Origin of the sequence: Acinetobacter sp. YH12252, assembly GCF_013417365.1 — a bacterium.
GTDB classification, from domain to species: Bacteria; Pseudomonadota; Gammaproteobacteria; order Pseudomonadales; family Moraxellaceae; genus Acinetobacter; species Acinetobacter towneri.
On the sequence record NZ_VPEA01000003.1, the window covers coordinates 126,018 to 137,736 of the forward strand.

General features: G+C 42.2%; 11 protein-coding genes. 6 read left to right on the forward strand and 5 right to left on the reverse strand.

The features are described 5' to 3' along the window. Positions 1–17: 17 nt before the first annotated feature. The 3 genes from FTV28_RS04440 to FTV28_RS04450 all read right to left on the reverse strand — a co-directional run bounded on the left by FTV28_RS04440 (position 18) and on the right by FTV28_RS04450 (position 3,996). A complete protein-coding gene (locus tag FTV28_RS04440) occupies positions 18–1,664 on the reverse strand; it encodes an AMP-binding protein (protein WP_131260808.1) in 1,647 nt (548 codons plus the stop codon). A 276-nt stretch (positions 1,665–1,940) separates the two neighbouring features. Further along, positions 1,941–3,077 carry an acyl-CoA dehydrogenase family protein gene (locus FTV28_RS04445; RefSeq protein ID WP_004973203.1) on the reverse strand — a complete coding sequence of 379 codons (1,137 nt, stop codon included), beginning with the start codon at positions 3,075–3,077 and terminating at the stop codon, positions 1,941–1,943. Positions 3,078–3,225: 148 nt separating this feature from the next. After that, entirely contained in the window at positions 3,226–3,996 is a 771-nt protein-coding gene (locus FTV28_RS04450) for a 3-hydroxyacyl-CoA dehydrogenase (protein WP_004973201.1), read from the reverse strand. Positions 3,997–4,138: 142 nt separating this feature from the next. On the opposite strand from FTV28_RS04450, the gene FTV28_RS04455 reads away from it, so the two are divergent. From FTV28_RS04455 to FTV28_RS04465, 3 genes are all read left to right on the forward strand, one after another. Beyond that, positions 4,139–5,164, forward strand: a complete 1,026-nt coding sequence (locus FTV28_RS04455) for an AraC family transcriptional regulator (protein WP_178865887.1) — start codon at positions 4,139–4,141, stop codon at positions 5,162–5,164. 260 nt (positions 5,165–5,424) lie between these two features. Next, positions 5,425–5,775: a hypothetical protein gene (locus tag FTV28_RS04460; RefSeq protein WP_104852119.1), complete on the forward strand. Its 351-nt coding sequence runs from the start codon at positions 5,425–5,427 to the stop codon at positions 5,773–5,775. A gap of 203 nt (positions 5,776–5,978) precedes the next feature. Then, entirely contained in the window at positions 5,979–6,890 is a 912-nt protein-coding gene (locus FTV28_RS04465; protein ID WP_004973196.1) for a bestrophin family protein, read from the forward strand. Positions 6,891–7,004: 114 nt separating this feature from the next. Here FTV28_RS04465 and prmC read toward each other — a convergent pair whose 3' ends face one another. Further along, positions 7,005–7,835 carry a peptide chain release factor N(5)-glutamine methyltransferase gene (prmC, locus tag FTV28_RS04470; RefSeq protein ID WP_179989538.1) on the reverse strand — a complete coding sequence of 277 codons (831 nt, stop codon included), beginning with the start codon at positions 7,833–7,835 and terminating at the stop codon, positions 7,005–7,007. Further along, complete coding sequence (gene prfA, locus FTV28_RS04475; protein ID WP_004973192.1) at positions 7,835–8,923, reverse strand: peptide chain release factor 1; 1,089 nt, start codon at positions 8,921–8,923, stop codon at positions 7,835–7,837. Before prfA ends, prmC begins: the two co-directional genes overlap by 1 nt. 386 nt (positions 8,924–9,309) lie before the next feature. On the opposite strand from prfA, the gene FTV28_RS04480 reads away from it, so the two are divergent. From FTV28_RS04480 to FTV28_RS04490, 3 genes are all read left to right on the forward strand, one after another. Continuing rightward, the gene (locus FTV28_RS04480) at positions 9,310–9,735 is read left to right on the forward strand and encodes a glycine zipper 2TM domain-containing protein (protein WP_004973189.1); all 426 of its coding nucleotides are present in this window, start codon (positions 9,310–9,312) and stop codon (positions 9,733–9,735) included. 245 nt (positions 9,736–9,980) lie between these two features. Further along, on the forward strand, positions 9,981–10,478 hold the full coding sequence (locus FTV28_RS04485) for a hypothetical protein (RefSeq protein WP_004973185.1): 498 nt from the start codon (positions 9,981–9,983) through the stop codon (positions 10,476–10,478). Positions 10,479–10,699: 221 nt separating this feature from the next. Continuing rightward, positions 10,700–11,704: an LLM class flavin-dependent oxidoreductase gene (locus FTV28_RS04490; RefSeq protein ID WP_004973182.1), complete on the forward strand. Its 1,005-nt coding sequence runs from the start codon at positions 10,700–10,702 to the stop codon at positions 11,702–11,704. The last annotated feature ends 15 nt before the right edge of the window (positions 11,705–11,719 follow it).

Consider the following 11,719-nt stretch of genomic DNA (forward strand, 5'->3'; position numbering starts at 1 on the left):
GGGCCTATTGGCTGAATTTAGCTCACTTTTTTAAAAGCATTTTGTTTTGCAATTTCTTGTTGCTTCAATAAATTACGCTGAATTTTTCCACTGGATGTTTTAGGCAAACTGCTGACAAATTCAATTTCTTTAGGATAGGCATGTTTCGATAAGCGTGAACGCACATACTGTTGCAGCTTTTCCTGCAATGCAGTGCTTGGTTGATATTGATTTTTTAACACCACAAAGGCTTTTACCACTTCTGTACGCTCTGGGTCTGGCTTACCAATTACTGCGGATTCAAGCACTTCCTCACATTCAAGCAAAGTACTTTCTACATCAAAAGGCCCGACACGATAACCCGAAGTTGTAATGACATCGTCTGCACGACCAATAAAATCAATCCCACCAAATTCATTTAAACGTACCGTATCACCCGTTAAATAATACTGTCCCACAAATGATTTACGGTCATCCCCATCGTAACCTTTGAACCACATTAAAGGCGATTGTGATTCATCCAGTGCAAGTGTGCCAATTTCGCCGTGAGCGACTTCCTGATGCTGTGCATTTAAAACCGCGAAACGATGTCCGGGAATAGCATAACCCGCAGAACCTACTTTTTTCTGATGTTCCAGTGCATGATGATTGGCAATCACCATCCCCAATTCGGTTTGTCCATATTGATCATAAATATTGACTTGTAAATCATGCTTAAACCAATGAATCACTTCTGGTGTGAGCGGCTCGCCTGCACTGCTAACCACACGCAGATGTCGTTGAATATCACCATCAAACTTTTCTTTAAAACCAAAGAACATTCTAAATGCGGTTGGTGAACCTGTTAAATTACTCACCTGATATTTACGGATAATTTCCAGTGCATGATCAACACTAAATGGACGTTCATCCATAATAATGCTATGCCCCAAACTCAGTGGCCCTGTAATACCGTAATACAAGCCATAAGCCCAACCAGGGTCGGCTAAATTCCAAAATGAATCTTCTGCTCTTAAATCGACTGCATGCTGCATATAACCTTTAAATGCCACAATGGCTTTTAAAGGCACAGGTACAGATTTAGCTAAACCCGTAGTGCCTGATGTAAACATCATCAGAAAATCATCTTCAAAACTGCGATACACGGTTTCAAAGTAAGTGTCTTGAGTGCTTAGAACTTGCCAAAAATCTGTATCATGGTTTTGAGCTTGATTTGCTGCGTCCACAGTTAAAATTTTCACATTAGACAAGGCATTTAGTTTTGGACGCTGCTCAGTATTGGTCACAATGAGCTGCGTCTTTGCAGTTTGAATACGGTGCTCAATCGCTTTAGATTCAAAGGCTGTAAATAAAGGCTGATACACTGCCCCAATGCGCCATGTGGCAAAAACCGTAATTAACAATTCAGGCGTACGCGGCAATAATCCTGCAATACAATCACCTGCTTTTAAGCCCAGTTGAGTAAAATAATTTGCCAATTTTCCAGATGCTTCTGCCAGTTGATCAAATGTCCACGATGCAGTTTGACCGTGTTTGCCTTCCCAAATTAAGGCAGTTTGTTGAGTACCCGTATAGCGTCCGCAACATTCTTCATAGGCATTAAGTGCCGTTGGCGTTCCTGCCAATTGGGTTTGAATCAGTTGCTCAATATCAAACTGTTGATATGCCTCTTGCAAAGTTTTCATTCTTTTAAGCTCCGTCTTAAACTGATGACACTGCAATTCATTTGCAGCAATATGCGTTATTGTTTTAACCGTTTTTACAAGTTAGGATTGAATCGCTCTTTAAAATTTAAATTAGGTTTGCTGTGTTGAAGTCGATCATGCAACGCAATCACGACATGATTTTCGCGTATTTTTCAATCAAGTTAGCTAAACATGATTTGAACATTTTCTCAATTTCCACATCCTGCAATAACCTTGCAAGCTTTGGACACCGACTAAAGTTTTAGATACTCAGCTTTAACGCTTAGTCACTTCACGTGCAATCACCAAACGCTGAATATCGGATGCACCTTCATAAATTTGGCTAACGCGCACATCGCGGTAAATACGTTCAACTGGGAAATCAGATACATAGCCATAGCCCCCATGTATTTGAATCGCATCTGAACACACACGCTCTGCCATGGTTGAAGCAAAAAGCTTGGCCATAGATGCTTCTTTTAAACACGGTAAGCCTGCATCTTTGAGGCTTGCGGCATGTAGAATAAGCTGTCGTGCAGCTTCAATCTGTGTTGCCATATCTGCCAAGCGAAACGCGACTGCCTGATGTTGCACAATTTCAACTCCAAAAGCTTTACGCTCATTGGCATAGTCCACGGCTGCATCTAAAGCTGCTCGCGCCATACCCACCGATTGCGCGGCAATACCAATACGCCCCGACTCTAAATTAGAGAGTGCAATTTTGTAGCCTTCACCTTCTTGCCCCAATAGGTTTTCTGCAGGAATACGGCAGTTTTCCAACACGATGGTGGCGGTATCGGAACAGTGCTGTCCCATTTTGTCTTCTAAACGTGCCACGATATAACCTGGTGTGTTCGTCGGGACTAAAAAGCAGGAAATGCCTTTTTTACCCGCAGTTTTGTCCGTTACAGCAAAAACTAAAGCAACATCTGCATATTTGCCTGTGGTGATAAACTGCTTGGTGCCATTTAAAACCCAATCCTCGCCATCTTTTTCAGCTTTACATTCAATCGCGCTGGCATCAGAGCCGACTTGTGGTTCAGTTAAACAAAAGCAGCCTAACCATTCGCCTGTTGCCAGTTTAGTTAAATATTTTTGTTTTTGCGCCTCTGTGCCGTAGCGTTGTGTAATTCCGCATGGCAATGAGTTTTGCACACTCACAATCGTTGAAATTGCACCATCACCCGCAGCAATTTCTTCTAAGGCTAAAACGAGAGATACATAATCTAAACCTGCACCGCCCCATTCTTCTGCAACGGTCATGCCCAAAGCACCTAGCTCACCCAGTTCTTTTAACTCCTTTGCAGGGAATTCAGCAGTTTTATCACGTGCCGCTGCAGTTGGTTTAAGCTTTTCCTGTGCATAACTGCGCAGCATATCCTGAATCATTTTTTGTTCATGGCTTAAAATCATGGTGACCCTCTGTTTATATGGTAGATGTTGTTTTTGTCAGGAATGCGCGCAACATCCTTGTGCTGTATTGCAACGGTTTTTTAGTATCCAGTTTTTCAATACTTGAATTTTTGCTTAGGCTATTTTATGGATATAGCATCGTCATAACTTATTTCGGTTGCATACGAATTGCGCCATCCAAACGAATCACTTCACCGTTTAAATAACCATTTTCAAAAATATGACCCACCAATTGCGCAAATTCTTCAGGCTTTGCCAAACGTGGTGGAAATGGCACCATTTGCCCTAAAGCATCTTGCACATGCTGTGGAAATGCTTTCAGCATCGGGGTTTCCATAATACCGGGGGCAATCGTCATCACCCGAATGGCTTCACGTGCCAATTCACGTGCCAAAGGCAGCGTCATCCCCACAATTGCACCTTTCGATGCAGAATACGCACTTTGTCCAATCTGCCCATCAAATGCTGCAACCGAAGCAGTATTCACAATCACACCACGCTCTTCTTCATCGGCGGCTAAGTCATATTTCGCCATCAGTTGTGCCGCAAAACGGATCATATTAAAACTGCCCGTGACATTAATATTCAGCACTTTTTGGAACATTGCCAAATCATGCAAACCATCACGTCCCAAGACTTTGGCAGACGGTGCAATGCCTGCACAATTCACCAAGCCATTTAACTGTCCGTATTTTTGCTCAATATGGTTAAAAAGCTGCTGTACTTGGTTTTCATCGGTCACGTCTACAGCTACGAAGTCTGCATTTTCGCCCAATTGCTGTTGAAGCTGCTGCCCAAGTTCTTGATTCATATCAACCAAAATAACTTTTGCACCTTGCGCAACTAAATGTTGTGCAGTCGCAGCGCCTAAACCCGATGCACCACCCGTGACCACACAGACTTTTCCTTGAATTTTCATTTTATTTTCCTTATAAATTTTCAGGTTGATACAACTTAAGAAACAGATTAATCACACTCAAGCTAGAGTACAATTTCCAAACCCTGCATCGACTATGATGTATTTGAACACTCAACTTGTAAATGGAATACCACGCCATCCCATGAATGCAACTCAGCTCACTTACAGCAAAGGTACAATTTCAATTGCTTTAGTCCATGAAGCTTTGCATACTGCACAGCAACGCGGTATGGATACGCATGCGATTTTGCAGACGGCGGGTATTCCTGCAGAGCTGTTACATTCCAACAAAGCGAGGGTGTCAATTCTGCAATATGGTCAATTGTGGATTGCACTGGCAGATGCCATGAACGATGAATTTTTTGGCATGGACAGCCATGCTATGCGTCGTGGCAGTTATCAACTCTTGTCTAAATGGGTGTACCAAGCAGAGCATTTAAAGGCCGCATTACAGGACATTTTAAATTTCTTTAATTTAATACTGGATGATTTTTCAGGTGAATTAAACGTAGATGGTGAATATGCAATCTTAACCATTCACGATAAAGATCAAGTGAAACCGATGTTTAGTTATGCCACTTATTTAATGCTGATTCATGGCTTGATGTGCTGGCTGACAGGACAACGTATCGCTATTTTAAACATGCAACTCAAATGTGCTGCCCCGCAGGATGATGCTGATTATCGTGTCCGTTTCTGTGATGAAATTGAATATGCGTGTACAGCGCATAAGATTTATTTTGAGGCAAAACATCTTGATTTAAAAATCAAGCAGGATAAAAAAAGTTGGAAACGCTTTTTAAAACAAACACCTTTTAACCTTTTGGTGCGTTATAAAAACCCACATGCGCTGAGTCATAAAATCCGTAAACAATTAATGCGATTGCCGCCGAGTGAGTGGTTAGAACTGAACGAATTAACCCAACATTTCAATATGTCTGAAGCGACGTTCCAACGGCGTTTAAAGCAGGAAGGCACCAGCTATCAGCAATTAAAAAATGAAATCCGTCGAGATACGGCAATTGAATTGTTGAGCAAAACCCAACAATCACTTCAGGAAATTAGCGATCAATTAAATTTCCATGATCCTAGCGCTTTTCATCGTGCCTTTAAAAAATGGACTGGGGTCAATCCTGGTGCATATCGACAATATACCGAAAGCTCATAATTGAAAGCTCATAATTGCGTGACTTATCACCTACTACTCAGCCACTATTTTGTGTATTTTACAAACAACTTAATTATAAAAGAAAACTCATCGCTGTGATTTCAAGGTTGAGCAGTGAACTGGACGTTCATCGGCACTGCATTGTCAAAGTATTAAATTTAGTTTACTTTTCAATCAATTTAAAGCATAAATTTTATGCAATTCGGCTGTCATACTCCCCCTGTAATATTAAATGTACGAGCATCTTTGGAGGTTTCCCCATGCTTAAGATGATGGATGTACTTGAACACAATCTAGTTCAAAATTTCTCTCACTCCCTCAACCAAGCTTCTGACCAATTAGATGAATTACTCAATCAAAGTATTCTAAATACCTCAGAAGAACAGTTACGCAATGTCATGTCTGCGTTTTTCAAACGTGAAGATGCACTTGAAGCAGCACAAGCCCTAGATATTTGCCAAGAAGATTTACAATCTTTACAAGCAGGTTTAGCACTCAAAGATGAACACCTGTGCGATACCGCTAAAATTGTTGCACTATGTTTAGCTTTAGAAACAGACAGTTTGGCACAAGTTGAAATTCCAGACTGTTTGCAAGATTACCCGATGTAAGCTAAAACTTTGAGCATTCAGTTGCTGAAAGTATTTAAAAAGTGATGTCTTCATGGCATCACTTTTTTATTGGCTGTTGCAATAATAAATAAGAAAAATTGACTTTAAGCCGCTTGCTGCTTTTTGAATCAAAAGCTAGCTATCATCTTGCCAAGCGTTGTTTGTCTATGAAACACTAAGGACAGCTTCAAGGATGCATCAAGATGATTATTCGCAATAAAAACAACAGTTTTACCCTACTGTTTGCATGGTATGGGACAATTTTACCCACGGTCTTACCTGCACTTGCAATTGTGGTCTTCCTTTCTACGGTCTTAGTGTATTTGTCTTCTCACCACTTTTTTCAAGTGCCGAGCGTACCAGCCATTGGCTTTACCATTTTCGGTATTATTTTGTCTATTTTCCTCAGTTTTAGAAATAACGCCAGTTATGAACGTTGGTGGGAAGGTCGAAAATTGTGGGGGACGTTAATTGCAACATCACGGCATATTTCACGTGACTCATACGTACTGCCAGATCAACAGCGTCGGGTCTTGATGTATCGGGTCATGTTGTTTAGTAATTTATTGCGTAACCGTTTACGCAATCAAAACCAACCTATCGATTTTTATCAAAACAAAGTCAACCTCACATCTGCAGATTATGAAGCATTATTTCCGCATATTAATGCCGCACAGTTTATTTTAGAAAGCATTCAAAAAGAGTTAGTCAGCGCACTGAAAACAGGTGAAATTTCCGATATTATTTATCAAGGCTTGAATCAACATATTGTTGAATTGGGTAATGTGCAAGCAGGTTGCGATCGAATTCTCAGCACACCCTTGCCTTTTTCTTATTCAGTCTTGTTGCACCGCACTGTGTATTGCTTCTGCTTTATTCTGCCTTTTAGTTTAGAAGCAAGTTTAGGAATCTGGACACCAATTTTGGTGGGTTTAATTGCCTATTTATTCTTAGGTTTAGATGCTCTCAGCGAACAACTTGAAGAACCTTTTGGCCTGCAAGACAATGATTTACCGCTCAACTCCATGGTGCGATTAATTGAACGGGAAATGCTGAGTTCACTTGGCGAAGAACTGCCACCTGCAATTTTGGCAGTGAAAGGCAACCTAAGCTGACATCAGTTGAGTTGAGGCTCATAAATTGGTCTTGCACTTAAACTTTGCTAATCATTCGTCTATGTTTGCAAGCTGATAAATAGATCTCACAAGATTTTTAACTGATATAACACATCAGCCAGCAAGCCATTGTGCTAAAGTCACCCGATCATTGCCTGCATAATCTTTGACTGTACGAATGTCAGAAAAACCGTGTTCTGCAAAAATCGCTTGCACTGCTAAAGCTTGGTCATAGCCATGCTCTAGTGCAATCCATCCATTTGCTTTCAGCCAGTGCTTACCCTGCGAAATAATCTGCAGAATATCTGCCAAACCCTGATCTGCTGCCACCAATGCACGTTCAGGCTCTGCTGCCAAAGCAGACATGTGTGCATCATTAGCATCTATATACGGCGGATTAGATACAATTAAATCAAAACGTGGCTCGGCTGCTGAACCCAATGCCTCAAACCATGCACCACAGGCAAATTGCACCTGATTTAAAGCATGCTTGCTTGCATTTTCTTGAGCAACTGCAAGCGTTGGCAGGTAAATATCGGTTGCGGTTACCTGCCAATCTGGACGTTCAGATGCTAAAGCCAAAGCAATCGCCCCTGTACCTGTGCCTAAATCGACAATTACAGCATCACGTTGTAATGACAAAGCCAACACAGTTTCGACCAAAACCTCGGTATCAGGACGTGGCACCAAAGTATCGTGCGTGACTTTTAAATCCAGTGTCCAAAATGGCTGTGAACCTGTGATATACGCCAAAGGCTCGCCTGCTGCTATACGTGCCAAAGCCTGCACATACATCTGCTCTTGCGCGGCACTCAATTCCTGATCTGCACGATATTTTAATTCAAGCGCACTGAGTCCTAAATAATGCTCTAACAACCAAATATTTTCTTGACGCTCATAGCTATCGACTTCACCACGTAGCGCCAAGGCTTGTGCAATATTCATTAACCACCGTTTTGCTGAGCAAGCATCGCCAACTGATCTGCCTGATATTCACGATGCAGACTATCTAGTAGTTCAGTTAAATCACCTTCCATCACCGCATCCAACTTATATAAAGTCAGGTTAATACGATGATCTGTCATACGTCCTTGCGGATAGTTATAGGTACGAATACGCTCAGAACGGTCACCCGAACCCACCAAATCACGACGCATTTCTGAAGTTGCTGCATCTGCTGCAGCACGTTTGGCATTTTCCAAACGTGATGCCAACAACGCCATCGCTTTCGCTTTGTTTTTATGCTGTGAACGCTCTTCCTGACATTCCACCACAGTACCCGTCGGAATGTGGGTTATACGCACTGCAGAGTCGGTTTTGTTAACGTGCTGACCACCCGCACCCGAAGCACGATAGGTATCGATACGCAAATCGGCAGGGTTAATATCTACCGTGGTGTCTACATCTACTTCAGGTAAAATTGCCACAGTACACGCTGATGTATGCACACGACCTTGCGATTCAGTCGCAGGAACACGTTGCACACGATGCGCACCACTTTCAAACTTCAAACGGCCATACACGCCTTCGCCATTCACCAAGCAAATGACTTCTTTATATCCGCCGTGTTCACCTTCATTTTCAGATAAAATTTCGATTCTCCAGCCCTGACTTTCGGCATATTTGCTATACATGCGGAATAAGTCACCCGAGAAAATCGCGGCTTCATCGCCACCTGTCCCTGCGCGAATCTCCAAATAAGCCGAGTTGGCATCATTCGGGTCTTTTGGAATCATTAAAATATTTAAGTCAGCTTCAAGTTGCTGAATCAGCGCTTTATTGTCTTTAATTTCTTCTTGCGCCATTTCCTTAAAGTCAGGATCAGACAACATTGCTTCGGCTGTTTCAATATCGGCTTCGGCTTGTGTGTATTGTGACCACACTGCCGTAATTTCGTCTAAATCACTGTGTTCACGTGATAATTGACGAAAACGCTTGTTATCTGAAATCACTTCAACATCTGCCAACAAAGCAGTCAATTCTTCATGGCGGTCAGAAAGCTGATCTAATCGTAAACGTAACGATTCTTTCATTGTTTAAAAAATCTCAATGCAAAGGCTGTTACATGCAACACGCAGCACAGCGAAATAAAAAATTGCGCATAGTTTACCGATTCTACCACCCAAATAACATCATTATTAAGTCTGTACGATGTTTGAAATGCCTATCTGCAGATGTTCTAGCAGTATTTCTGCTTGATGATGCTGTGCATTGCGGTGAATGTACAACTCACCAAGTACCGCAATTAGCATCCGCATTTGGACATTTTTTTAGCAATTTTAATCAAACTCATACAAAGCCCACACCAAAGAACACCAATCTCGTCTGCACTCTCCACATTTTAAAAGCGGCGCTTTGTTAAATTGAGCCCATCAAAATTGATCATAAATAAGTCCTATAAATGGACATGGAGTTCAACATGAAACTTAATGCAATGTTAATGACAGCAGCTTTAGCCACAGCTTCAATGCTCAGTGCCAACGTTTATGCAGACAATACTACGCGCGTTGCCGCAGCCAGTGCTTTAGGCAGTGTTGCAGGTACAGCTATTGGTAAAAATATGGGTGGTACTACGGGTGCAACACTAGGCGCTGCCTTAGGCGGTGCTGGTGGTGCAGCCGTGGCGAGTGATAAGCGTCATCGTACTGAATCTGCAATTGGTGGTGCTTTGGGTGGTGGTGCGGGTTATACCGTAGGTAAAAATATGGGCGGTACCAATGGTGGTTATATTGGTTCAGCTTTAGGTGCAGCAGGTGGTGCAGCACTCGGCAATAAAATCTCGAAAGATAAAGAATATGACCGCTATCAAGAACGTAAATGGAAGAAAAAACGCAACCGTCGTTAATCTTGAACGATAGGCATAGAGCAGCAAAAAAGCATCAACACAGGTTTGATGCTTTTTTATAGGATTAATTTTTCTTCATATATCAGTTCAAAAAAACGACCATAATCAATATGAAGAAATTTAGCAGTGCAATTACAAAGTCTTTACCAAACTTTGCAGATTTACCTCATTGCCCTTCACGATCTTTGCCATCTGTTTCTATATCTTCATTACAAAACATATTAATCAATATTTGGAGCATCCGCATGAAACTTAATCGTATTTTATTGGGTAGCGTTATCGCAAGTTCTGCCTTGCTTATGAGTACTGCGCATGCAAACGATACACGTGTTGCCGTAAGTTCTGCCTTGGGTGGTGCTGTCGGAGCAGCAATTGGTCAACAAATGGGTGGACAAACAGGCGCGATGATTGGTTCAGCCATTGGTGGTGCGGGCGGTGCTGCAGCTTCTGCCAATAAACGTGACCGTAACGGTGCCATGATTGGTGCTGCCTTGGGCGGTGCAGGTGGATATAGCGTTGGTCGCAATATGGCAGGCAACAATGGTGGCTATGTCGGTGCAGGACTCGGCTCTGCAGGTGGTGCAGTATTAGGTCAAAAAGTTAGTGAAGACCGTCGTGATGATCGTTATGACCGCCGCTATGATAGCCGTGGCTATCGCTACAATGACTACCGTTATAATGACCGTTACCGCAAAGACAATGGCTTACATTTAGGTCACTATAAAAATGGTAAACGTCGTTAATTTCTCACGATACTTCTAACAATCAGCACCTTCGGGTGCTTTTTGTTTGCTGACTACTTGCTTGGATAAATGTTTTTTTATAAAGCGTGCTTTTTGGATGAATGTCGCGCGTTGTTAAATGGCAATATCTCATGACTCGCCCATATATCGAAAATTTTCGATATACAAAATCAGTGCAGCATCGTATGATAAAACTCTCTTTAATCAAGCTGGAATAAATGATGCGTTCCCTGCAAGACACAAAATTTGCCATTCTTGAACTCGCACCTGTACGTGATGATCAATCAGTACAGTTTTCACTGCATCATGCACTTGAATTAGCACGACACGCAGAACAACTCGGCTATGACCGTTTGTGGTTGGCGGAACATCATAATATGGATGGCATTGCCAGCTCAGCAACCGCAGTTCTTTTGGGTTATTTATTAGCAAATACGCAAAAAATTAAACTCGGTTCTGGCGGTATTATGCTCCCCAACCACGCACCGTTAGTGGTCGCTGAACAGTTTGGAACTTTAGCGACTTTATATCCTAACCGTATTGAACTCGGTTTAGGTCGCGCACCAGGCACAGATCAAGTGACCATGCGTGCGCTGCGTCGTGGGCGACAGGAAACTGAAGATCAATTTCCGCAAGATGTTTTAGAAATTTTGCATTACTTTAAAGATGCTGAACCACAACAACGTATTGTTGCTACGCCAGGACAAGGGACACACGTTCCTGTATGGTTGCTTGGTTCAAGTTTATTTAGCGCACAACTTGCTGCAAAATTAGGACTACCCTACTCATTTGCCTCACACTTCGCCCCGCGTATGCTTGCTCAAGCCATTCAGTTATATCGTGACAATTTTGAGCCTTCAGAATATTTAGAGCGGCCTTATGTGTCTATGGGTGTGCCAACAGTGGTTGCAGATACCGACCAAGAAGCAGAATTTTTGGCGACTAGTGCCTATCAGCGTGTTTTAGGTTTAATGCGTGGACAAAGCCTAAAACTCAAAGCTCCAGTCGAAAGTATGGATGGCTTATGGTCACCTGCAGAAAAAATGTCAGTTGATAGTTTTTATGCCATGGCGCAAATTGGCTCAAAGGCGACTGTCAAAGCAGGATTGGAAAACTTATTGGCGAAGTATGATGTCGATGAGTTTATTTTTACCTGTGACATCTATGACACAGAAAAACGCTTACATAACTTTGATTTGCTCATGCAAATGAAGTTAGATACTTAATTAGCTCCGACCTTG

What these genes read in the sequence shown, in the direction of transcription:
- FTV28_RS04490 (WP_004973182.1), top strand. Translation starts at nt 10,700, where the DNA reads ATGCGTTCCCTGCAAGACACAAAATTTGCCATTCTTGAACTCGCACCT.
- FTV28_RS04455 (WP_178865887.1), top strand. Translation starts at nt 4,139, where the DNA reads ATGAATGCAACTCAGCTCACTTACAGCAAAGGTACAATTTCAATTGCT.
- prfA (WP_004973192.1), bottom strand. Translation starts at nt 8,923, where the DNA reads ATGAAAGAATCGTTACGTTTACGATTAGATCAGCTTTCTGACCGCCAT.
- FTV28_RS04480 (WP_004973189.1), top strand. Translation starts at nt 9,310, where the DNA reads ATGAAACTTAATGCAATGTTAATGACAGCAGCTTTAGCCACAGCTTCA.
- FTV28_RS04460 (WP_104852119.1), top strand. Translation starts at nt 5,425, where the DNA reads ATGCTTAAGATGATGGATGTACTTGAACACAATCTAGTTCAAAATTTC.
- FTV28_RS04445 (WP_004973203.1), bottom strand. Translation starts at nt 3,077, where the DNA reads ATGATTTTAAGCCATGAACAAAAAATGATTCAGGATATGCTGCGCAGT.
- FTV28_RS04440 (WP_131260808.1), bottom strand. Translation starts at nt 1,664, where the DNA reads ATGAAAACTTTGCAAGAGGCATATCAACAGTTTGATATTGAGCAACTG.
- prmC (WP_179989538.1), bottom strand. Translation starts at nt 7,835, where the DNA reads ATGAATATTGCACAAGCCTTGGCGCTACGTGGTGAAGTCGATAGCTAT.
- FTV28_RS04465 (WP_004973196.1), top strand. Translation starts at nt 5,979, where the DNA reads ATGATTATTCGCAATAAAAACAACAGTTTTACCCTACTGTTTGCATGG.
- FTV28_RS04485 (WP_004973185.1), top strand. Translation starts at nt 9,981, where the DNA reads ATGAAACTTAATCGTATTTTATTGGGTAGCGTTATCGCAAGTTCTGCC.
- FTV28_RS04450 (WP_004973201.1), bottom strand. Translation starts at nt 3,996, where the DNA reads ATGAAAATTCAAGGAAAAGTCTGTGTGGTCACGGGTGGTGCATCGGGT.